The 21,468-nt window shown below is 72.5% G+C and carries 20 protein-coding genes; 9 read left to right on the top strand and 11 right to left on the bottom strand.

Annotated elements, in window-relative coordinates; genetic code table 11:
- Positions 1-61 precede the first annotated feature (61 nt).
- A complete protein-coding gene (locus FRAQA3DRAFT_RS16460) occupies positions 62-1,411 on the top strand; it encodes an ABC transporter substrate-binding protein (RefSeq protein WP_009740171.1) in 1,350 nt (449 codons plus the stop codon).
- A gap of 145 nt (positions 1,412-1,556) precedes the next feature.
- Here the strand turns inward: FRAQA3DRAFT_RS16460 and FRAQA3DRAFT_RS16455 are convergent, their stop codons facing one another.
- From FRAQA3DRAFT_RS16455 to FRAQA3DRAFT_RS16425, 7 genes are all read right to left on the bottom strand, one after another.
- Positions 1,557-2,261, bottom strand: a complete 705-nt coding sequence (locus FRAQA3DRAFT_RS16455; RefSeq protein WP_009740170.1) for an ABC transporter ATP-binding protein — start codon at positions 2,259-2,261, stop codon at positions 1,557-1,559.
- A complete protein-coding gene (locus FRAQA3DRAFT_RS16450) occupies positions 2,258-3,106 on the bottom strand; it encodes an ABC transporter ATP-binding protein (RefSeq protein ID WP_009740169.1) in 849 nt (282 codons plus the stop codon). The genes FRAQA3DRAFT_RS16455 and FRAQA3DRAFT_RS16450 overlap by 4 nt, the downstream gene beginning before the upstream one ends.
- Entirely contained in the window at positions 3,103-5,385 is a 2,283-nt protein-coding gene (locus tag FRAQA3DRAFT_RS16445) for an ABC transporter permease (RefSeq protein ID WP_009740168.1), read from the bottom strand. Before FRAQA3DRAFT_RS16445 ends, FRAQA3DRAFT_RS16450 begins: the two co-directional genes overlap by 4 nt.
- Positions 5,386-5,487: 102 nt before the next feature.
- Positions 5,488-5,976, bottom strand: a complete 489-nt coding sequence (locus tag FRAQA3DRAFT_RS16440) for a hypothetical protein (protein ID WP_009740167.1) — start codon at positions 5,974-5,976, stop codon at positions 5,488-5,490.
- Positions 5,977-6,652: 676 nt separating this feature from the next.
- A complete protein-coding gene (locus tag FRAQA3DRAFT_RS16435) occupies positions 6,653-7,078 on the bottom strand; it encodes a hypothetical protein (RefSeq protein WP_009740166.1) in 426 nt (141 codons plus the stop codon).
- 262 nt (positions 7,079-7,340) lie between these two features.
- Positions 7,341-8,336, bottom strand: coding sequence for an NAD-dependent epimerase/dehydratase family protein (locus tag FRAQA3DRAFT_RS16430; RefSeq protein WP_009740165.1), 996 nt, complete (start codon positions 8,334-8,336; stop codon positions 7,341-7,343).
- 8 nt (positions 8,337-8,344) lie between these two features.
- Complete coding sequence (locus FRAQA3DRAFT_RS16425; protein ID WP_009740164.1) at positions 8,345-9,841, bottom strand: helix-turn-helix domain-containing protein; 1,497 nt, start codon at positions 9,839-9,841, stop codon at positions 8,345-8,347.
- 106 nt (positions 9,842-9,947) lie between these two features.
- On the opposite strand from FRAQA3DRAFT_RS16425, the gene FRAQA3DRAFT_RS35165 reads away from it, so the two are divergent.
- The 8 genes from FRAQA3DRAFT_RS35165 (at position 9,948) to FRAQA3DRAFT_RS16385 (ending at position 17,171) form a co-directional block, all read left to right on the top strand.
- A complete protein-coding gene (locus FRAQA3DRAFT_RS35165; RefSeq protein ID WP_157467421.1) occupies positions 9,948-10,379 on the top strand; it encodes a hypothetical protein in 432 nt (143 codons plus the stop codon).
- A 135-nt stretch (positions 10,380-10,514) separates the two neighbouring features.
- Positions 10,515-12,077 carry a nicotinate phosphoribosyltransferase gene (locus FRAQA3DRAFT_RS16415; RefSeq protein ID WP_051054375.1) on the top strand — a complete coding sequence of 521 codons (1,563 nt, stop codon included), beginning with the start codon at positions 10,515-10,517 and terminating at the stop codon, positions 12,075-12,077.
- Positions 12,078-12,223: 146 nt separating this feature from the next.
- Positions 12,224-12,991, top strand: coding sequence for an NUDIX domain-containing protein (locus tag FRAQA3DRAFT_RS16410; protein ID WP_369809366.1), 768 nt, complete (start codon positions 12,224-12,226; stop codon positions 12,989-12,991).
- Positions 12,992-13,100: 109 nt separating this feature from the next.
- On the top strand, positions 13,101-13,391 hold the full coding sequence (gene clpS / locus FRAQA3DRAFT_RS16405; protein ID WP_009740160.1) for an ATP-dependent Clp protease adapter ClpS: 291 nt from the start codon (positions 13,101-13,103) through the stop codon (positions 13,389-13,391).
- Positions 13,392-14,447: 1,056 nt separating this feature from the next.
- Positions 14,448-14,987 carry a DUF2017 domain-containing protein gene (locus FRAQA3DRAFT_RS16400; RefSeq protein ID WP_009740159.1) on the top strand — a complete coding sequence of 180 codons (540 nt, stop codon included), beginning with the start codon at positions 14,448-14,450 and terminating at the stop codon, positions 14,985-14,987.
- 88 nt (positions 14,988-15,075) lie between these two features.
- Positions 15,076-15,480, top strand: coding sequence for a Mov34/MPN/PAD-1 family protein (locus tag FRAQA3DRAFT_RS16395; protein WP_009740158.1), 405 nt, complete (start codon positions 15,076-15,078; stop codon positions 15,478-15,480).
- Between the two features lie 401 nt (positions 15,481-15,881).
- Positions 15,882-16,202, top strand: a complete 321-nt coding sequence (locus FRAQA3DRAFT_RS16390) for a MoaD/ThiS family protein (protein WP_009740157.1) — start codon at positions 15,882-15,884, stop codon at positions 16,200-16,202.
- A 21-nt stretch (positions 16,203-16,223) separates the two neighbouring features.
- Positions 16,224-17,171 carry a PLP-dependent cysteine synthase family protein gene (locus FRAQA3DRAFT_RS16385; protein WP_009740156.1) on the top strand — a complete coding sequence of 316 codons (948 nt, stop codon included), beginning with the start codon at positions 16,224-16,226 and terminating at the stop codon, positions 17,169-17,171.
- A gap of 516 nt (positions 17,172-17,687) precedes the next feature.
- Here the strand turns inward: FRAQA3DRAFT_RS16385 and rdgB are convergent.
- The 4 genes from rdgB to murI form a co-directional block, all read right to left on the bottom strand.
- On the bottom strand, positions 17,688-18,362 hold the full coding sequence (rdgB, locus tag FRAQA3DRAFT_RS16380; protein WP_009740155.1) for an RdgB/HAM1 family non-canonical purine NTP pyrophosphatase: 675 nt from the start codon (positions 18,360-18,362) through the stop codon (positions 17,688-17,690).
- On the bottom strand, positions 18,359-19,102 hold the full coding sequence (gene rph, locus FRAQA3DRAFT_RS16375) for a ribonuclease PH (protein ID WP_009740154.1): 744 nt from the start codon (positions 19,100-19,102) through the stop codon (positions 18,359-18,361). The genes rdgB and rph overlap by 4 nt, the downstream gene beginning before the upstream one ends.
- A 103-nt stretch (positions 19,103-19,205) precedes the next feature.
- Positions 19,206-19,952, bottom strand: coding sequence for an MBL fold metallo-hydrolase (locus tag FRAQA3DRAFT_RS16370; RefSeq protein WP_009740153.1), 747 nt, complete (start codon positions 19,950-19,952; stop codon positions 19,206-19,208).
- Positions 19,949-20,866, bottom strand: a complete 918-nt coding sequence (gene murI / locus FRAQA3DRAFT_RS16365; protein ID WP_009740152.1) for a glutamate racemase — start codon at positions 20,864-20,866, stop codon at positions 19,949-19,951. The genes FRAQA3DRAFT_RS16370 and murI overlap by 4 nt, the downstream gene beginning before the upstream one ends.
- Positions 20,867-21,468: the final 602 nt, after the last annotated feature.

Here is a 21,468-nt window from a genome sequence, read left to right as displayed (position 1 = left end):
GAGGACGTCGATCTGGCCGTACCGTTCGAGCGTCACCGATCAACCAGGGGAGAGCATGTCCATGCGAGCGAAATCGCTCGTCGCCGCCGTCGTGCTGTCGTCATTGGCGCTCGTCGCCTGCGGCAGCCGTGCGGGCAACACCGGGCCGACCACGGCCGCCAGCACGCAGGCCGGCGCCTCGAACAACACCGCCTCCGACGTCGGGGTCACGCCCACCGAGATCAAGATCGGTACGATCGCCGGTCTGAGCAGCGGTTTCGGCCCAGACACGTTCTCCGCCTCGCTGTACGGGGCGCGGGCCTACTTCAAGGCGCTCAACGCGGCGGGCGGCGTGAACGGTCGGAGCGTGAACCTCGTCGAGTGCGACGACAAGGGCAGCCCCGACGGAAACGTCAGCTGCGCGCACAAGCTCGTCGACGACGAGAAGGTCTTCGCGCTCGCCGGTGTGACCGCCTTCAGCTACGCGGGTGCGCAGTACATCAACTCGAAGGGCGTGCCCGACATCGGCGGCCAGCCCGTCGGCACCGAGTACGACCAGTACCCGCACCTGTACTCGATCTACGGTAGCTACTACCCGCGCAACGGCGACCGCCCCGGCTACAACGGCACGCTGTACGCGGGGACCGAGACCTACCGCTGGTTCAAGCAGAACCTGCACACCAACGTCGCCGGGGTCGTGTACTACAACGTGGCCCAGTCGCAGCGCTACGCCAAGTCGGTGGCCGACGGCCTGCGCAAGGAGGGCTACACCGTCGTCGAGGAGCAGATCAACCTCGGGGCGCCGAGCTGGGACTCCGCGGTGCTCGACCTCAAGCGGCGCGGCGTGCAGATCGTCTTCGACGCGATGGACGACGGCGGCAACGCGCAGCTGTGCAACTCCATCGAGAGCCAGAAGATGCCGCTGCAGGCCAAGGTGACCCCGCCGCAGGGCTGGGCGAACAACATCGGCCAGGTCTACAGCGCGTCGCCGAACTGCCGGAACACGATCTACTCGACCAGCGGCTCGGCCAACTACCAGGACACCTCGATCCCCGCGGTGGCACAGTTCCAGAAGGACCTCCAGGCGGCGGCGCCCGAGCGGGTGGCCAAGGAGAACCTGTGGACGCTGGAGGGCTACGCCGCGGCCCAGTGGCTGACCGACGCGATCCGCTCCTGCGGCGCGAACGTGACCCGCACGTGCGTCGAGGCGTTCATGAACAGCGGCAAGGACTATGACGGCCACGGGCTGCTCATCTCGTCCGGCCGCAACTTCAAGAAGGCTCCGGAACCGCCGGCGCAGGATCAGAACTGCCTGAACGTCGCCCGCTGGAAGGACTCGGCGAACGGCGGCAAGGGTGGCTGGGAGACCCAGGTCAAGGACATGAACACGAACTGCTTCACCGTTCCGAACCTGCCCTACCCGGCGGGCTGACGGCCGGCGGCAGTGCCCTCTGCGGCCGCGACCGCCGAGCAGATTCGGGCCCCGGCCGGGATCCCCGCACCCGCGGGTGGTCCCGGCCGGGGCCCGGCTCGTTGCGGCGGAGTGGGCGGGCGGAGCGGCTCCAGTCGGGGCGGGCTCAGGCCAAGGCGGAGGCGCCGGTGGCCGCGCCGCCGGCGAACTCGGCGGGCGTGCCGACGAAGGACCGTTCCCCCCGGTGCAGGACGTAGACCAGGTCGGCCATGGCCAGCGCCTGCTCGGTGTACTGGTCGGCGAGCAGGACCGTGGTCCCGGAGGCGGCCACGGTCGCCAGCCAGCCGAACAGGTCCGCGGCGACCTTCGGCGACAGGCCGAGCGACAGCTCGTCGACCATGAGCACCGAGGGGCGGGCGAGCAGGGCCCTGGCCAGCGCCAGCATCCGGCGCTCGCCGCCGGACATCGAACCGGCCCGCTGGGTGAGCCGCTCGCGCAGCCGGGGGAACGACTCCAGCGCCGGGGTGATGTCGGGATGCCCGCTCGCCTCGGCGATGATCTGCAGGTTGTCCCGGACCGACAGGGTGGCGAACACGGCCCGCTCGTCCGGTACCAGCATCAGGCCGCGCCGCGCCCGGTCGACGGTGGACAGCCGGGTGATGTCCTCGCCGCGCCAGGTCAGGGTGCCCGCCCGCAGCGGGATCAGCCCGGACAGCACCCGCAGCGAGGTGGACTTGCCCGCGCCGTTCGCCCCCAGCAACGCGGTCACCTTCCCGGCCGGGATGGCGAGGTCGAGGCCGTGCAGGACCTCGACCGTGCCGTAGCCGGCGCGGGCCCCCGTCAGTTCGAGCTCGGCGGTCGCCGTCGTCACCGTGCCTCCCCGGTCTGCCCCGCCGCGGCGAGGGGTGCCTGCGCCAGGTACACCGACCGCACGGTCGGGTCGTTGCGGACCGTCTCCGGGTCGCCGGACGCGACGACCCGGCCGCCCACCATCGCGTACACCTGGTCGACGACCGAGAAGACGAGGTCGACGTCATGGTCGACGATGACGATGCCGACCCCGCTGGCGGCGGTTCGCCGCAGCAGCTGCGACAGCTTGGCGGTCTCCTCGCTGTCCAGGCCGCTGGCGGGCTCGTCGAGCAGCAGGACGTCCGGGCGCGCGCACAGTGCCCGGGCGAACTCCACCAGCCGCAGCGCCCCCGTGGGCAGCGTCCCGGCGATGGTGTCGCGCACGTCGGACAGGCCGAGGGAGTCCAGGACCTCCTCGACGATCTGGGTCACCGGTCCCTTCGGGGCCAGGCCCAGCCGTTCGAGCGCACGCTCGACGCTGTGGCTGACCCGGCCCCGGCCCTGCGCGGACAGGCCCAGCAGGCCGCCGGCGTAGTCCCGGCGCCGGTTCTCCGCGCCGACGAGCAGGTTGTCCGCGACGGTGAGGGTGGGGAACAGCGAGGGGACCTGGAAGGTCTGCACCAGCCCACGGCGGGAGCGGATGTCCGGCCGCATCCGGGTGATGTCGGTGCTGCCGAGCAGCACCTTGCCCTCGTCGGGCTGCTCGACGCCGGTGAGCAGGCTGAACAGCGTCGACTTGCCGGCGCCGTTCGGCCCGATGAGGCCGGTGATCATGCCTGGTGGGGCGACGAGGTCGACGTGGTCGACCGCGGTGAGGCCGCCGTAGCGGCGCACCAGGCCGACGGCCTGGAGCACGTGCCGGCTCATGCCCGGCCTCCCTCGGCTGGGTGGACGCCGGCGCCGGTGGGTGCCGGGCCGGGCGGCTGCGTCACCGCCGGGCGCGGGACGCCGTCCGTGCTCGCCGCGTGCCGCTGGCGGGCCCCCGCCGTCTGGGCGGCGGCGTACTGCTGGACCATCGCCACCAGGCTGGAGCCGAAGGGCGTGAGCCGCGGGGCGTCCGCGGGCAGCCCGTCCTGGTTACCGGACAGTGGCCAGCGGGCGTAGTGCCCGGCGCGGGCCGCCCCCAGGGTCGAGCCGATCCCGGGGATGCCGGTGCTGCCGGTGATACCGGTGGTCGCCGGCAGGTGGCCCACCGCGGAGATGCGCACGGGCACCGGTCGCGGGGCCCGCTGGTTGGGGTCGACGAAGCTGTCGGCGAGGTACTGGGCGAGCAGCCGGAGCAGGCCGCGTACGGCCGAGGCGAGCCCGCCGGGCATCCACCCGAGGGCGAGCGCCAGGATGCCGATCGCCAGCGTCGACGACCCGGCCGGGGCCAGCACGTCGATCGTGACTATGAAAGCGGCGGCCACGATCGCGCCGGCCGCGCTGTCGGCGCCGAACACGACGACCGCGGTGAACCACAGCAGGCTCTGCAACGGGGCGAAGTCGTCGGCGGAGAAGGAGTAGCTGCTGTGCACCAGCAGCGTCCCGCCGAGCCCGGCGACGACGGAGGAGACGGTGAAGGCCAGCAGCTTGAGGTTGCGCACGTCGACGCCGACCGCGGCCGCGCCCTCGGAGTGGTCGCGCAGGGCGAGCAGGGCCCGGCCGAGCCGGCCGTGGTGCAGGTTGCGCACCACGAGCAGGCCGATGCCCAGGCAGATCAGCTCGAAGACGTAGAACGCCTTCTCGGACAGCTCCCAGCCGAACAGCGTCAGCGGGTCGAGGTACAGCCCGGTGGCGAACGTGGGCTGCTCGAAGACGAACCGGCTCACGACCGCGCCGACGGCGAAGGTCGTCAGGGCCAGCGTCAGCCCGCGGCGCCTGATCGCCGGGTAGCCGGTGATCAGGCCGATGGGGGCGACGAACAGCGCGCCGACGAACATCGACGCGATTCCCGGTATCGCCGGCAGGCCGAACAGGTCACCGTTGGTGAGCTTGAGTGACAGCATCGCGCCGAGGCCCGCGAAGCCGGCGGCTCCGAGGGAGAGCTGCCCGCTGTAGCCGGTGACGATCACCATCGACAGGAAGATCAGGGCCAGCGCCGGCACCATGAACGCCGAGCGCAGGTCGGAGGGCGCGAAGGTGAGCGGCGCGAGCAGCAGCGCCCCGCCGCCCAGCTTGCCGAGGTAGTCCCGACGGAAGCGGACTCCGCTGACCCGTCCGGACGGCGGCGCGCCGCGGCTGGAGAAGCTCGCCGTCGCGCCGGAGTCGCCCGAGCCCAGCTCCCGCAGCTTCGGGACGGCGAGCAGCAGGACCAGCAGGGCGACGATGAACAGGTTCGACTGGAGCACGGTCAGGATCTGGCCGGCGTCGCCGTCGAGGGTGAACTGCTTGAGCTCGCTCTGCAGGATGGCGATGCCGAGCGCGGTGAGCACCGCGACCGGCATGCTCGACAGCCGGGCGGCCACGACCACCGCGAAGGTCTCCAGGACCAGCAGGGTCAGGCCGTAGGGGGTGAGCTGGAAGCGGGGGGCGAGCAGGATGCCGGTCAGGCCCGCCATCGTGGTGCCGGCGGCCCAGCCGGCGGCCGCCACCTTGTCGGCGGGCACGCCGGACAGCTCGGCGAGCTGCCGGTCGTCGACGACGGCCCGGATCTGACGGCCGAAGGCGGTGCGGGCGGCGATGATCCCGATGACGACGGCGAACACCACGACCATGATCAGTTCGGCCAGGGCGTCGACCCCGATCCGGGTGTCGCTGAACAGCCGGACCGACGAGTTCGGGAAGATGCTGGGCGCATCGCTGCGCGCCCCCAGCCCCCAGATGCCCGCGGTGATGCCCAGGCTCAGCACCAGCACGCCGAGACTGGCGACGAGGGACTCGGCGGCCGACGCCCGGCGGCGGGCCAGCGGCCGGAACACCAGCCGTTCGAGCAGCAGCCCGATGCCGGGGGACACCACGGCGAGGGCGATCACGGCGGCCAGCCAGATCGGCAGGTCCCACTCGACGACCATCTCGCGGAAGATGTAGGCCACCAGGGTGGCGATCCCGCCCTGGGCGAGGTTGAGCACGCCGTTGGTGCGATAGGTGACCAGCAGGCCGATGCCGGACAGGGCGGCGATCGCGCCGAGCGAGATGCCGGCCAGCGCCAGATCGATGCTGGTCATCGGCCACCCTCTCGGCGTCCGCCGTCGCCGGCCGGGTCAAGTGTGATCACGGGAACGCTCGCCTTTCGGGGCGCCGTCGCAACGCGGGGAGACGCCGGCGGGTCAGGCGCGCGGACCGGGCGCGCTGACCCCCGCCGGGAGGGCCGGCCCACCCGCCACGGCGTTGCCGGCCGAGTTGAAGTAGGAGTTCTGCGGCGGGGCGGCGGGCTGCTGCTGGTAGGGCGCCTGGGCCGGGGCGGTCGGTGCCTCGCCGCCGGCTTCCTCACCGGCGGTGGCGGCCGCGATGATCAGCGAGTGCAGGTCGTCGACCTGGCCGACGGTGCGGGCCTGCGCGGCCTGGGCCGCGTCGAAGCGGTCGGCCACCAGCAGCGCGCTGCCGATCAGGACGAGCGCCAGCCCGCCGAAACCGCCGGACACCACGTACGGTAGTTGCAGCGCGACGTCCGTCTCCTTGGACACGCCCAGGTAGCAGCCGAGAAGCAGGACGCCGCCGGCTGCCGCCACCACCCATCCACGCAGCGCACGCACCACGTCGACCACCAGGCGCGAAGTGGGCCGCGGGTTACCGGTCCCAGCGGTCTGCTCGTCCACTTTCGTCTCCCCCAAGGAGCGTCTCGTCATCGATCGTTCGGGCTGCGTCCCCGCATGGCGCCCGTCCCGGTAGATGATCCGGGTCACGACAGACGTCAGATTAGTGCTCGGAGCTGAACAGGTGCTCTGTCGGGTGGCCCACGGATGTTCCCGGCAAGCTCCGGTGGCACGGGAAGCTTCGTCGCATTCGGTATACGAGGATAGGCCAACGTCCACCGACGGCGGTCAGGTATGTCCGCTCACGGACAGTCTGGTGCTTATGTCGGTGCCCGTCGACCCCAGGACGATCGGCTCGTCCCGGCCGGCGGGCCCGAGCCCGCGGGCAGGCCCCGGCGGGCGACGTTCCCGGCGCAGGCCGACGCCCGGATCCGCCGCCGCGGCGTCCCGTCCGGGCGGCGCGCCGGGTGGGGCGCCGCCCGATGCGCCCAGGCCGGAGTGCCATGGCCCGAACCGGACCGACGGCCGTCCCCGCACCTGCCGGCGGTCCCGCGGGATTCGGGCCGATCGGCGCGGTCCACCGACAGGCCCGCGCATCCGCGGGCGATGACGATGTGTTGTGTTTCTCGTGTGGGGAGGTTGCCCCTTCGGGCCGTCGGCGGCGTTTCGGGGGCCGATGTTGCGACAGGGGTGGGATCCGTGGGGCGCTGCTCGCCCGGCCGGCCCGCAGGCGCGCGGGTCAGCCCGAACGGCGGGGCTGCGCGGGGATGACGGTGGGGGCGTCGAGGACGTCGCAGAGCACGGCGGCACCAAGGGCCACGGCGGCGGTCGCGCCATGCTCGGGGGCGGTCGCGCCGGGCCCGCCGACCCGCGGGGCGTGGGCCCCGGCCGGCGCCTCGGTCGCGGCGGGCTGCGCCGCGAGCAGGTCCGCGCAGCGGTCCACCCAGACGCGCCGGCGCTGCCCGAGCTGTCGGTCCTCGACCTCCAGCGGGCCGGGGACGCCACCCATCGCGGCCTGGAGGTGGGCCCACTCGTGCGCCGCCGACCAGCTCGTGAAGGAGCCCAGGTACTCGCCGTCGTAGTCGTAGACGTGACAGGGCCGTAGGCCCAGGTGTCGGTCCGCCACCATCACAGCCAGCCCTTCGGGGTCGGGAAAGCCTTTCATGATCATACCGTCCCGCGGGTCGGAACCCCCCACCGACGGAACGGACCGGATCGGTCCGACCGTCCGGGATCCCGATCGTCGGGGATGTGGCCCCGGGCTGGTCGCGCCGGACGCGCTGGTCCAGAGCCCAGAGGTCATACTTCGCTACAGGCTACGGGGTGTGCACGGTGGGCGGTAGTCCCGGGGGATGTCCGGCATGGGACGACGTCGGGCGGTGTCGGGACGTCGGGCGGTGCCGGGACGTCAGGTGACGCCGGGGACGTCAGGTGATGATCGGGACGTTGCGCTGCCGCGGCGGTACCCCGGTCCCGCCGGCCGCCCGGCCGAACCGCCAGGCGTCCGTGACGATCCGGTCGATGCTCGACCGGGGTGAGCCCCAGCCCAGCTCGGTGCGGATCCGCCGGCTGTCACCGATCAGTGCCTTGGGCTCGGGGACGGGCGGGCAGTGGACGCGCCGCACCGGGCGCCCGCTGACCCTGCCGACGGCCGCCAGCACCTCGACGATGCTCACCCCGACTCCGCTGCCCACGTTGAACACCGAGCAGCGTCCCGGCGTGGCCGCCGCCAGCGCCGCGTGGTAGGCGGCCGCCATGTCCCCGACGTGGACGTACTCCCGCAGCGCGTGCCCGTCGCCGTTGACGCGGAAGACGTCGCGACGCCCGCTCGCCACCGCGATCGCCGCCGGGATGATCCGGCTGTCGTCCCGGTCGTAGTGCCCCGCGACGGCGCCCGCGACGTTGAACGAGCGCAGGATGACCGCTCCGACCAGGCCGGTGCCGGCCTGATGGCTCAGCAGGCGCTCGGCGGCGAGCTTGGACGCGCCGTAGGGGTTGGACGGGTCCGGCGGGCGGCTCTCCGGGACGCCGGTGAGATCGACGTCGCCGTAGACGGCGCAGCTCGAGCCGAACACGAACGCGGGCGCGACCCCGGTCCGCTCCGTGCCGATCTCCAGCGCCGTGAGCAGGTTGACCGTGCCAGTGAGGTTGGCCTGGAAATAGCGCAGGGGAGCCATCCGCGACTCCCGGACCCGGGTCAGGGCCGCGAGATGGCACACCCCGTCGAAGCCTCGAGCCACCCCGGCGGCGGCGAGCTGCCGCGGGTCGAGCAGGTCCGCGGCCACCACCTCGACGCCGGGCGCGAAGGCCGGCGCCGAGGAGTGGTCGCGCACCATCGCGGTCACCGCGTGGCCCTCGGCGGCGAGGGCATCCGTGACCACTCCGCCGATGAACCCGGACGCACCGGTGACCAGAACGCGCATGTCCCGGATCAGGACGCCGTCCGCGCGCGCACGCCGGGCAGCAGCGTCTCGCGGTGACGCCAGGCGAGCTCGAGGCACGCCGCCGCCGACGGAGCGATGGGCTCGGTGTCGACGAGGCGGCGCAGCGCGGTGTGGGTGAACGGGATGCCCTCGGTCACCGCCCGGTTGGGCCCCGCCGTGACGACGGAGCCCTCGGCGTTGCTCTGGACCATTCCGCCGAACAGCTTGTCGAAGGCGTCCGCGTCGATGACCACGACGGTGAGTATCTCGCCGAACAAGGTCAACGCGTCGAGGCCGATGCCGAAGTACGACACCCGCACCGAGCCCGCCCGCCGCGCCTGCTCGAAGGAGCGGAACGGTTCGTCGGTGTCGTAGTCGATCGGGCTGGACGAGCTGCCGTCGTGCTCGGGGTTGCCCAGCAGCTCCTCGCTGAGCTCCCGCATGATGTTGCGCCACAGGTCGAAGTCGGCCTCGTGGTGGAACGCGGTGATCCCCGACGGCTGGAACACCCCGGCGGGGATCACGTGGTAGACCCCGCCGGCGGTCGCCACCGAGCCCGCGCTACGCCGGTGCAGGAAGAAACTCGCCTGACCGCCCCGATCGTGCCGGATCGTCAGGGTGTTGATCGACGGCAGGGCCACCCGGCGGCCGAAGTCGAACGGGTTGCCGATGCGCGCCCGGAACGGCAGCGCCGGCCAGGACAGCCCGGTGCCGGCCATCGCGGCGGCCGCCTCGTGCGCCACCGTCTCGCACACGTCGACGGCGTCGAAGTAGGTCGTGTGGCCGAAGTTCAGCGTCGGGCGGTTGTCCGCCGTCGCCGGCGCCGTGCCGTCGCCGCCGATGTCCAGCAGCCGGAAGCTCAGCCGGTTCTCGAACAGCGTCGGCCGGTCGAGATCGCGCATCGCCCGGGTGTAGCGCTGGTAGCGGGTCTGCGGGCTGCCGCCGCCGAGCAGCGGGCGGCTGCCGGCCGTCTCCGGTTCGTCCCCGCGGATCAGCGGCGGTTCGACGTTGTCCTGCCAGCGCAGGGCGACCTCGTCGATGTCCACCGGCCGGTCCCAGACCCAGCCCGGGCGGGCCAGCAGGCCGCTGCCGAGCCGGTCGGTCTCCGGGTAGAGCCGCACCGCGGCCCGGGCCAGGCTGATCCGGTGGTGGTTGAGGTGGTCCCGGGTCAGCCGCCAGGCGCGCTGGCTGGCAGCGACCTGTTCGGCCGCGGGACTGCGCGGGCCGCTGTCCCGTCGGCGGTCAGCCATCGCGCCGGGCGCCAGGCCCACGTCCTCGGGGGACAGCGCGAGGTTGCGGGCGATGTGGCGCAGCGTCGAGATGTCATGGATGGCCCGGCGGCCGCTTTCCACCTTTGACACGTACGACTGGTCGAAACCCAGCCGATCGGCCAGTTGCTGTTGCGTCAGGCCGTGTGCCTGTCGGTAAGCCCTCAGGAGCTGGCCGACGCCGACGCTGGCTGGAGTGGCCCGCGGCGGCGTCCAGAGCCAGGTGTGACCAGTCACCCGCTGTCCTCTCGTCCGACAATCGTGTTACGCGAAGTGAGCATAACGAGTCGGGCATCTGGGAGCGCAGTGACATAAATCGACCACCCCATACGGAGGTGGTCCGGTGGCGTCCTGCAACATCTTCGCTGCCTTGCGTTATGCGGCGCTGTTCCCGCCGTCCCGGTGTTCATTGGTTGGGCAACCCGTCGGACAGATCGAGGACGACTACGACAATGATCGCGACAAGTATCCAGCGGAAGAAGCCGATGCGGCTCCACACGTCGCGGGCGATGCTCCGGCCGGCTCGACCGCCGAGTACGAGCAGAGCAAGCAACGCGCCGCTGACCACGACGATGAAGATGCCGGCATTACTGTGGTCCACGCTGAAGACGATCGCATGACGGCGTCGGGTGACTACACAGGTCCTGTCCAATTGCCGCCGATCGGCCGGGAACCGCGCCATGTGCGGCGCGCACTCGGCTGGCGTGAGGTCGGGCGCGGGCGTGGTCACGTCGAGGCACTCCCGGGCGCTGGCGGCGTGGGCGGCAAGGTGTGAGGGACATCATGCAGGACTGCGCCCGCCCCACCGCCGGACCAACACACCCCCGGCACGGCGAACTCACCCTCTTCCGCCACCCGCGGGATCACGGGAGACGCGCATCTGGACGGGCTCGTCCCTACCCTGTTCCGGATGTCCACGGCACTTATGACCGATCACTATGAGTTGACCATGCTGCGGGCGGCGCTGCGCTCCGGGGCGGCGAACCGTCGTGTGGTCTTCGAGGTCTTCACCCGCTCTCTGCCGCCCGGCCGCCGCTTCGGCGTGTTCGCCGGCACCGGCCGGCTGCTCGATGCCCTGGCGGACTTCCGCTTCTCCCCGCCCGAGCTCGCCGCGCTGCGCGCCGCCGACGCCGTCGACGACGCCACCGCGGCCTGGCTGGCGGACTACCGCTTCCGCGGCGACATCCGCGCCTTCGCCGAGGGCGAGCCGTTCTTCCCCGACACGCCGGTCCTCGCCGTCGAGGGGACGTTCGCCGAGTCGGTGCTGCTGGAGACGCTCGTGCTGTCGATCCTCAACCACGACAGTGCGATCGCCGCGGCCGCCGCCCGGATGGTCGCCGCGGCCGGCGAGCGGCCCTGCCTGGAGATGGGCTCGCGGCGCACCCACGAGGCCGCGGCGGTGGCGGCCGCGCGGGCGGCCTACCTGGCGGGCTTCGCGGCCAGCTCCAACCTGGAGGCGGCCCGGACCTACGCCGTGCCCAGCGTGGGGACCAGCGCGCACGCGTTCACCCTCGTCCATCCCTCCGAGGCCGAGGCGTTCGCCGCCCAGGTGGCCGCCCTGGGCCGGGGCACGACACTGCTCGTCGACACCTACGACGTCCCCGAGGGCATCGCCGCCGCGGTCGCCGCCGCCGGGCCGGAGCTCGGCGCCATCCGGATCGACAGCGGCGACCTGGGCCGGCTCGCCACGGCCGCCCGGGCGCAGCTCGACGCGCTCGGCGCGACCGGCACCCGGATCATCGCCACCGGAGACCTGGACGAGCACGCCATCGCCCGGCTGGGCCAGGCGCCCGTGGACGGCTACGGGGTCGGGACCAGCCTGGTCACGGGGTCCGGGGCGCCGACCGCCGGGTTCGTCTACAAGCTTGTCGAGGTCGACGGCGTCGCCGTGGCCAAGAGATCGGTGGGCAAGACCAGCCGCGGGGGACGCAAGCGGGTCGTGCGCCGCCACGACCCCACCGGCCGCGCCGTCGCCGACGTCGTCCTCCCCTCCACCACGGCCCCCACCACCACGGCCCCCTCCACCACGGCCCCCACCACCATCGTCCCCACCGCTGCCCCGACGGCTGGTACCACCTCCGCCGCCACGACTTTCGCCACCGTCGCGGAGCGCGCCGTCCCGGAGCGCGCCGTCCCGGCCGCGACCGGCGCCGCGCAGCCGGTGCCGGCCGCCGGCGCGACGGCTCTCCCGGCGGGCTTCCCGTCGCTGTCGGCGCCGGTCCTGCCACCGACCGGGGCGCCCCTGCCGGCGGACGCCGGTTCCGGGTCCCGGCCCGGCGAGTCCCGGGACCGCGAGCTGCTCCGGTCCATCGTCGTGGGCGGCGAGCTCGTCGACGCCGGCCTGGTCGGTCCCGCCGGTACGCGTCGGGCCCGGGAGCATCACGGCCGGGCGTTCGCCGCGCTGCCCCCGACGGCGCGGGACGTGCGGTTCGGCCAACCGTGCCTGCCCGTGGTGCACACCACCGGCGCCTGACCCGTCGGGGTAGACGCCTGAACCTGGCGCACCCGTCCGTCCGCTGCTCCCTGCCCGCCCGCCGCGGCCCCGCGAACCCCGTTACCCCGAACCCGCTACGGGGAGGGGGCCGTGTGCGGTGGGGTGGGCATGGCCAGACTGGAGGGGTGCCGCCCGCATCGCCGCCGAATCAGGTCCGCGGTCCGCGTGACGGCGATGACGGGCGGCGTCACGGTCATCCCGTCACGCCGCCCGTCGTCGCCGTCAGCGTGGACCTGGTCCTGCTGACCCTGCGCGGCGGCCGGCTCTGCGTCCTGCTGATCCGCCGGGACGACCCGCCGTTCGACGCGGCCTGGGCGCTGCCCGGCGGCTTCGTCGGCGGCGACGAGGACCTCGACACCTCGGCATCGCGCCAGCTGTGGGCCGAGACCGGGGTCACCACGACCGGCCATCTCGAACAGCTGCGCACCTACGGCGGCCCGCACCGCGACCCGCGGGCGCCCGGGGTCAGCGTCGCCTACCTGGCCCTGCTGCCGAATCTGCCGCAGCCGCCGCCCGGCCGGGACGGCCCCCGCGCCCGGTGGTGGCCGGTGGCGGACCTGGACTCCCCGGATGGCCCCACGCTGGCCTTCGACCATCCGCGGATCGTGGCCGACGGGGTCGAGCGGGCCCGCGCGAAGCTGGAGTACACCCCGCTGGCCGCCGCCTTCTGCGAGGACCAGTTCACCCTGGCCGACCTGCGCCGCGTCTACGAGGCGGCCTGGGGCGTCGGGCTGGACCCGCCGAACTTCCGGCGTAAGGTGCTGTCCACGCCCGGGTTCGTCGTCCCGCTGGGCCAGCGCACCTCCCCACGCGGCGGCGGCCGGCCCGCCGAGCTGTACCGGCGCGGCTCGGCCACCGCGCTGCACCCGCCGCTGCTGCGCCGCTCCGTCTGACCGTCCGCGCCGCGCCGCGCCGTCGCAGGGCGTGACCGGACGTGCGTCGTCGCATCTCACCGCGCCCGGCGGCGGGTCAGGGCGCGGGAATGGCGTAACAATAGGCCTCGTGTCTGTCACCGCCGTGTCGCCACTCGATGTCGAGGAAGTCGACGAGGCCCTCGATGACGAGCGGCCGTGGGTCACGATCGTCTGGAACGATCCGATCAACCTCATGTCGTACGTGACCTACGTCTTCCAGAAGTTGTTCGGTTACAGCAAGTCGAAGGCCACCGAGCTGATGCTCGACGTCCACCACAAGGGCCGGGCCTCGGTCGCCACCGGTACCAGGGAGGAGATGGAGGCCGACGCGGAGCGCCTGCACGCCTACGGGCTGTGGGCGACGATCGCTCAGGACTGAGGATCGCCGGGACTGGCGACCGCCGGGACTGACCAGCGTCCGGGACTGACCAGCGCCCGGGCTGTGCGCGGTCACCGCGTCGGCACCGCCGTCGGCGTCGTGCGGGGAGCGCCGATCGGCCTCCTACGGGCCTACCCATGCCCACTGTCGGGCCACTATCTGACTAACAGGGCCGCAAGGGGCTACCCGGATCGGGACCGCGGCGGCCGATGCCGGCCGCCGGTGCCGGGCCGGCGTGGCGCGTGCCTGCCGGTCGGGCGGGCGGTCCACGCGTGATCCCCGGCGAGGACGACGGAATGCCGGGGGCCGGTCGTCCCGGCCGCGGGCGGCGGTCGGACAATGTGCTCGGTGCGCTGGGAAGGCGCGGGCGAGATTCGTCCCGGTCGGTCCCCCGAGCCTCCGTGGTGGCAGTTCCGAAAAGCCCGATGAATCTGTATTCGTCGCTTGTTTTCGGAATGAACGCCCTCTCCGGTTCGGATCTGCCGGAGCCCAGAGATGAATCCGGGCTGTGCGTATCGTCCGTCGGAGAAAATTCGGCTATCTCGTTCGGAATATTCCGGGTAATCGGGGCCCCGCCTTCGCCGGCGGGCGTCGAGTGGCCGCCGCATGACTCCGCTCGGTGTCGGGTTCGATAACGTCTGTATCGCAAAATTGTCCAGATTGCGGGTGGTTCGACCGAGCTACCTCTTCCCGGGGGTCACCCCCGAAAACGTGTCCGGAGGCCCGCGGGCCACCCGCCGCCGGTCGCGTCGGGGGCCGTCGGCGTCCGGTCCGCGCCGGGCGGGGACCGGACGGATCGCGCCATCCCCGGCCGGCAGGTGCGCCGACGTGACACGCAGGGCCACCCCGCCGGCTGGACTAGGCTGGCGGTGGTCACCTGCCGACCGTCCGCTCCGCCGTAACCCCGCTGCGCGCCCGCGTCCCTTTTCTGGGTGATGGCGCCGCGGTACCCGTCGCGGTACCGGTCGAGCCGCCGCGGCGGCGTCGGTGGTGACCGGCGGATGATCCGCAGGCGGGCGGGCGCTGCGGACGGGTGGTGATGGAGGGCGCGACGTCGTGGCTGCTGACGGTTTCCGTCGCACCCGGGCCGGGATCGAGCTGCGGCTGCCCCAGTGGGAGTCGCAGTTGCTGTCCCAGCTCGTCGGCCAGATCGAGACTCTGCTCGAACCGCCGCCCGTCGAGGACCCGCTGGAGGCGATGGTCGGACTGCGCGACACCGCCCCGCCCCCGCCGGAGGACCCGGCGATCGCCCGGCTGCTCCCCGACCCGTATCCGGACGACCCGATGGCCTCCGGGGACTTCCGCCGCCGCCGCACCGACGACCTGCTCGCCCGCAAACGTGACGCCGCCCGCCGTGTGCTGGCCGCCATGCCCGCTCCCGGGTCCGTGCTCGTCCTCGACGAGGACGCCGCCCAGGACTGGCTGACCACCCTGAACGACCTGCGGCTGTTCCTGGGCACCCGCCTCGCCCTGACCGACGACGACTCCACCGACGAGTTGGAGCTCATGGATCCCGAGGATCCGCGCTACCCGCTGGTGGCGACATACGTCTTTCTGACCGGGCTGCTCGACGAGCTGACCCGGACGCTGGACTAGGTCGGCCGCGGCGATCCGGGCCGCCGGCCGGGACGGTCTCGTCGTCAGGACCGCCCAGACCGCCCCTTCCGCGTCGTACGGTGGGCCAGTGCTGCGTATCGACCGTGCCTGTTACGAGGCGATCGTCGCCCATGCCCGCCGTGATCACCCCGACGAGGCGTGCGGAGTCGTCGCCGGCCCGGTGGGTTCGGATCGGCCGGAGCGGTTCATTCCCATGGAGAACGCCGAGCGCTCGCCGACCTTCTACCGCTTCGATCCAATGGAACAGCTGCGGGTCTGGCGGGAGATGGACGACCGCGATGAGGAACCCGTCGTCATCTACCACTCGCACACCGCGACCGAGGCGTTCCCGTCCCGCACGGACATCTCCCTGGCCGGTGAGCCCGGTGCACACTACGTACTGGCCTCCACCCGGGAGCCCGACCACACCGAGTTCCGATCCTTCCGGATCGTCGAAGGTGTGGTCACCGAGGAGCCGGTGGAAATCGTCTGAGGACCTGGGACGTTGCAGTGGCGGGGCCGGCATTCGACGGCGCGGGAAGGGGGGACGGCGTGGTCGGTTCCGGCGATGCGCGGGCGACGCGGTCCGCGGCGCCACTTCGACCCCGCGTCGCGCCCGGTCGGCTCGCCGCCGGCTCCCGCCGGTGCGGCCACCCGGAGCGGGCAACGCCTGGTCCCGCGCCTGCCCCGGCGGACGATGTCGGGACACCGTCCGCGCGAGCTGAATCGGGGACAGTCTCGCCGCCGTCGGGGCATCCTGGGCCTGCGAGTGGCGAAGCCCCCGCGCCGGCGCGTCCCAGCCGCCTGTCGTAACACCCCGCCCGCGTAACACCCCCGCCCGTCCGGGCGGCGCCTCGGTCGAGCCCGACCGCTGGCACCCGCGAAAGGAGCACCATGGCAGTCCAGGTCCGTGTGCCGACGATCCTGCGCACCTACACGGGAGGTTCGAAGCTGGTCGAGGGCACGGGCGACACGGTCGCCGCGCTCTTCCTCGACCTCGACTCCCGCTACTCCGGGCTGCGCGGCCGGTTGGTGACCGGTGAGGACGGCGCCGAGCTGCACCGGTTCGTCAACATCTACATCAACGACGAGGACGTGCGGTTCCTCGGTGGGCTCGACGCCAAGCTCAACGACGGCGACGAGGTCACCATCCTGCCCGCGGTCGCCGGCGGCTCCACCGCCAGCTCGCCCGGCGTGCCTGCCGGTCAGCACTGAGCCGAGCGGCAGGTCCGACTCATGCGTTTCGACTCCCTCGCCGACTCCGTCGGCCGGACCCCGCTGGTCGGGCTTCCGCGACTGTCCCCGTCGCCGGAGGTCCGGCTGTGGGCGAAGCTGGAGCAGGACAACCCGACCGGTTCGATCAAGGACCGGGCGGCGCTGTGGATGATCGCCGACGGCGAGAAGCGCGGCCTGCTCACCCCCGGCGCGACCGTCCTGGAACCGACGTCCGGCAACACCGGTATCTCGCTGGCGATGGTCTGCCGCCAGCGGGGTTACCGGCTCGTCTGCGTCATGCCGGAGAACACGTCGGTGGAGCGCCGCCAGCTGCTGCAGATGTGGGGCGCCGAGATCCGGTACTCGCCCGCCGCCGGCGGCTCCAACGAGGCGGTCGCCGTCGCGAAGCGGCTCGCCGCCGAAAACCCCGACTGGGTCATGCTCTACCAGTACGGCAACCCGGCGAACGCCCAGGCACACTACGAGACGACCGGCCCGGAGATCCTCGAGGACCTGCCCGCCATCACCCACTTCGTCGCCGGCCTCGGGACGACCGGCACGCTCATGGGTACGGGCCGCTACCTCAAGGAGCGGGTGCCCGGCATCACGATCGTCGCCGCCGAGCCCCGCTACGGGGAGCTCGTGTACGGCCTGCGCAACATCGACGAGGGCTTCGTGCCCGAGCTGTACGACCCGTCGGTGCTCACCTCGCGCTACTCCGTCGGTCCACGCGAAGCCCTGCGCCGCACCCGCGAGCTGGTCCAGGAGGAAGGCATCTTCGCCGGGATCTCCACCGGCGCCATCCTGCACGCGGCGTTGGCTCAGGCCGAGCGGGCAGTCCGGGAGGGCAGGCGGGCCGACATCGCCCTCATCGTCTGCGACGGCGGCTGGAAGTACCTGTCCACCGGCGCCTACGCCGGCACCCTCGAGGAGGCAGAGGCCGCGCTGGAAGGTCAGCTGTGGGCCTAGCCCCACAGATCGCCTTCGGCGATCTGTGGGGACCCCTGGCCTAGGGGGCCGTTCGGGGTTTCCGTCGGATCGCCTTCGGCGATCTTTCTGGGGGAGCTGGTGGGGTCTTCGGCGATCTGTGGGGACCCCTGGCCTAGGGGGCCGTTCGGGGTTTCCGTCGGATCGCCTTCGGCGATCTTTCTGGGTTGAGTGGCGGGGGCTCTAGTACGGAAGGCTCTCCGCTGGCGCCTGCTGCTGCGGCGGCGTGCGCGCCGGCCGGTGATCGCGGCGGAGTCACAGCCACAGGGCCGAGCGGCGCCATGATCTCGTTGGACGCGTGCTGCCACAACCTCGAGGCCAGCATCGTGCCGAGGTTTAGTTACGGTTTACGGTCTCGGAGGGGCCGAAAACGTGACTAAACCTCGGCAGCGCCGAGTGACGAGCACGCCACGAGGCGGCTGGTCACGCGAGGTCTGCGGGCTGTGGCGCATAGTGCCGCGCAGCGACGCGCGCGGTGTGGGCCGGGCGGGCGTGGTGTCAGGAGGCGAGGACTTCGCGCAGGAGGATGGCGAGGTCTCGGAAGGCCAGGCCGCGGTGGCTGATCGCGTCCTTCTCGGCGGCGGTGAGCTCGGCGTTGGTCCGGGTCTGGCCGTCGGCGAGGAACAGCGGGTCGTAGCCGAAGCCGCCCTGTCCGCGGGGCTCGGTCAGCAGGACCCCGCGCAGCTCCCCGTGCGTCACTCGCTCGACGCCACCGGGGGTGACCAGCGCCGCCGCGCAGACGAAGGCCGCGCCGCGCCGCGCCTGCGGCACGTCGTCGAGCTGGGCGAGCAGCAGGGCGTTGTTCGCCTCGTCGCGTTCGGCGCGGGTGCCGTCCCGGCGTCCGGACCAGCGGGCCGAGCGTACGCCGGGCATGCCGGACAGCTCGTCGACCGCGAGCCCGGAGTCGTCGGCGACGGCGGGCAGCCCGGTCTGCTCGGCCGCCGCCCGCGCCTTGATCAGGGCATTCTCGGCGAAGGTGGTCCCGGTCTCGGCCACCTCCTCGCCATCGGGAAGAGCCACCAGTTCCACCGCCAGGCCGCTGGCCGCCAGGATGCGGCGCAGCTCGGTCAGCTTCGCCTCGTTGCGGCTGGCGAGCACCACCCGCACCTTGGGCGAGCCGGCCGGAGCTCCCGCCGCGGCGGCGTCCGTGCCGGCGGTCGGCTTCGCGCTCATCGTGCCCCCTCCGGTCGGGCGGGACCCGCCGGCGCCGGGCCGCGCAGCGCCTCGGCCTGGATCTCCGTGAGCTGGGCGCAGCCGAACACGGCGAGGTCGAGCAGGCTGTCGAGCATCGCCCGGTCGAACGGGGTGCCCTCGGCGGTGCCCTGCACCTCGACGAACCCGTCCGCCCCGGTGCACACCACGTTCATGTCGGTGTCCGCGGTGGAGTCCTCGGTGTAGGCGAGGTCGAGCATCGGCTCGCCCCGCACGACACCGACGCTCACCGCGGCGACGCTCGTGGTGATCGCCGCGGGTCGGCCGAGCCAGCGGGCGGCGTCGACCAGCGCGACGTAGGCGCCGGTGATCGCGGCGGTGCGGGTGCCGCCGTCGGCCAGCAGCACGTCGCAGTCGATGGCGATGGTGTTCTCGCCGAGGGCGGCCAGGTCGATGCAGGCCCGCAGGCTGCGCCCGATCAGCCGGGAGATCTCGTGGGTGCGCCCCCCGATCCGGCCACGCACCGACTCACGGTCGTTGCGGGTGTTGGTGGCCCGCGGCAGCATCGAGTACTCGGCGGTCACCCAGCCCAGGCCGCTGCCCTTTCGCCAGCGCGGGACGCCGGCGGTCACCGAGGCGGCGCACAGCACCCTGGTCTTCCCGGCGCTGATCAGCGCCGATCCCTCGGCGTGCTCCTGCCAGCCCCGCAGGATCGTCACCTGCCGGAGCTCGTCCGGTTTCCTGCCATCGACTCGTGTCACGCCCGCGACACTATCGGCCCGCCCCGGACCGGCCGTCCGGCCCCGCCCGACTGGACCCAGCCCGACTGGACCCAGCCTGGCCTGGCCTGATCGGGCGGCCGGGTCAGATCTCGTAGGTGACCCCGGGCGCGGCTATGGTCAGGTCGCCGTCGAACGCCCCGGCCGCCTCCTCCTCCGAACGGGCGGCGTTGCCCCAGGGGACCAGGTGGGTCAGCACCAGCCGGCCCACGCCGGCCCTCCGCGCGTGCTCACCGGCCTCCCGGCCGGTCAGGTGCAGGTCGGGCGGATTGTCCTCGTCGTCGAGGAACGACGCCTCGCACAGGAACAGGTCGCTGTCGCGGGCGAGCCGGACGAGCCGGTCGCACGCCCCGGTGTCGCCCGAGTAGGTCAGCACCCGATCCTCCGCGGTGACCCGCACGCCGTACGCCTCGACCGGGTGCGCCACCCGGGTGAGGTCGATGCGGAACGGCCCGACGTGCAGGCAGCCGGCGCCGATGGTGCGGAAGTCGTAGATGTCGGCGAGGCTGTCGTCCGGCCACTTCTCGAACGCCCCGCACAGCCGTTCCTGGGTGTTGATCGGACCGTAGACGGGGAGCTTGGGCGGCATGCCCTCGGGGTGGTAGCGCCGCGCGTAGGAGTTCGCCACCAGGTCCAGGCAGTGGTCGCCGTGCAGGTGGCTGAGCAGGACCGCGTCGATGTCGCGCAGGTCGCAGTGCCGCTGCAGTTCACCCATCGACCCGTTGCCCGCGTCGAGGACGAGCCGGAACCCGTCCGACTCCACCAGGTAGGACGAGCAGGCGGAGGTCGGGCCCGGATACGTGCCGGAACAGCCGAGAATGGTCAGTTTCACCGTGGCACCACCGGGCTCTGCTGGGAGGAATCCTGATCCGCCGCGGTTCGGGCGGTCCAGACGGCTGTGGTCGTGCTCCTGGCGGCGGGCAGTGCGGACGGCGCCGAGGACGGCCCCCCGGACGCCACCGCCGAGACCTGGACGAGTTCGGGCCCGAGGAACCTGCGCCCCACCCGGGTGAACAGCGCGGGGTCACCCGTGGTCAGGAAGCGGTGGCTGGGTGGTGGTAGGTCGGGGTCCCGGAACAGACCGTCCCGTGCGAGCACCCGGTAGGTGTCCTTCGCCGTCTCCTCGGCACTGCTCACCAGCGTCACGCCCTCTCCCATCACGAGGCCGATCACCCCGGTCAGCAGTGGGTAATGCGTGCATCCGAGTATTACCGTGTCGACGTCGGCTTCCTGCAACGGTGCGAGGTATGCCTCGGTCAGTCCGAGTAGCTGCCGCCCAGAGGTGATACCCCGCTCGACGAAGTCCACGAACGCGGGGCAGGCAATGCCGGTCAGGTCGACGCCCGCGGCGGCGGTGAAGGCGTCGTCGTAGGCGCGGCTGCCGATCGTGGCCACCGTGCCGATGACGCCCACCCGGCCGCTGCGGGTGGCCGCCACCGCGCGTCTGGTTGCCGGCATGATCACTTCAACGACCGGGACGTCGTAGCGTTCCCGGGCGTCGCGCAGGCACGCTGCGCTGGCCGTGTTGCAGGCGATCACGAGCAGCTTCACCCCCTCGTCGACCAGACGATCAAGACACTCGAGGGCGTAGCGGCGTACCTCGGCGATCGGGCGTGGTCCGTAGGGTGCCCGTCCGGTGTCCCCGAGATAGACCAACGGCTCATGCGGAAGCTGGTCCAGAATGGCGCGCGCCACCGTGAGACCGCCTACTCCGCTGTCGAACACCCCGACTGGCGCGCCGCTCATGAGCGATCAGACTAAGCCGGAAACCCGATGCTCACCCTGTGGCTGTCATCACGAAACCTTTGTCCAATACGGGACAGCATGCGCAAGTCGCACATCGTGGCGATCTGTCCGGCGCATCGGGTTGCTTCGCCGCGTGTCATACGTCGTTGCTACCCATGCGCCGGTCCCGGTGTGCAGGGGCCGGACGATGTGTGGCGGGGTCGACATCGCCCGGAGGTCCCGCGACCCCAGGGGAATTCGCAATTTTCGGCTGATCGGGTCGGGAACGATCCGGTGCGGCCCGATCCTCATCCCGCGACGAAAGGTGCCCGACTGGCAGCGGCATACGGGTACAGGGACCTCAAACGGGGTGTACGCTAGAACTGCCTGTAATCGATCAGTGACTACTAGCTATCGAGCAGGTAGGTTGAGGACGCGGCTGAGGTGTCCGGGTCGTTCCCATCCGTCCCCGAACCGCGATGCCCCAGTCGCATCCTCGAGCTCGGCGGCGTCCGGTCGGGGCATCCACGGTGATGCTCCGACCGGCACCGTCGGGCCAGTGGCTCGTGCCGTCCGGGCGGCGGCGTCGCAGCGCTCCGTTCGGCCGTCTGGCTGGCGGCGGG

Source organism: Frankia sp. QA3 (assembly GCF_000262465.1).
Classification (GTDB): Bacteria; Actinomycetota; Actinomycetes; order Frankiales; family Frankiaceae; genus Frankia.
The sequence above is the reverse complement of the archived record's forward strand: the minus strand, read 5'-3'. Positions and strand labels throughout refer to the sequence as shown.

Excerpts from the sequence above, each read along its gene's own strand:
- FRAQA3DRAFT_RS16430 (WP_009740165.1), bottom strand. The coding sequence starts at position 8,336 with ATGCGCGTTCTGGTCACCGGTGCGTCCGGGTTCATCGGCGGAGTGGTC.
- FRAQA3DRAFT_RS16415 (WP_051054375.1), top strand. The coding sequence starts at position 10,515 with ATGTCCACGGCACTTATGACCGATCACTATGAGTTGACCATGCTGCGG.
- rdgB (WP_009740155.1), bottom strand. The coding sequence starts at position 18,362 with ATGAGCGCGAAGCCGACCGCCGGCACGGACGCCGCCGCGGCGGGAGCT.
- FRAQA3DRAFT_RS16390 (WP_009740157.1), top strand. The coding sequence starts at position 15,882 with ATGGCAGTCCAGGTCCGTGTGCCGACGATCCTGCGCACCTACACGGGA.
- FRAQA3DRAFT_RS16460 (WP_009740171.1), top strand. The coding sequence starts at position 62 with ATGCGAGCGAAATCGCTCGTCGCCGCCGTCGTGCTGTCGTCATTGGCG.
- FRAQA3DRAFT_RS16385 (WP_009740156.1), top strand. The coding sequence starts at position 16,224 with ATGCGTTTCGACTCCCTCGCCGACTCCGTCGGCCGGACCCCGCTGGTC.
- FRAQA3DRAFT_RS16435 (WP_009740166.1), bottom strand. The coding sequence starts at position 7,078 with ATGAAAGGCTTTCCCGACCCCGAAGGGCTGGCTGTGATGGTGGCGGAC.
- FRAQA3DRAFT_RS16450 (WP_009740169.1), bottom strand. The coding sequence starts at position 3,106 with ATGAGCCGGCACGTGCTCCAGGCCGTCGGCCTGGTGCGCCGCTACGGC.
- murI (WP_009740152.1), bottom strand. The coding sequence starts at position 20,866 with ATGAGCGGCGCGCCAGTCGGGGTGTTCGACAGCGGAGTAGGCGGTCTC.
- FRAQA3DRAFT_RS16445 (WP_009740168.1), bottom strand. The coding sequence starts at position 5,385 with ATGACCAGCATCGATCTGGCGCTGGCCGGCATCTCGCTCGGCGCGATC.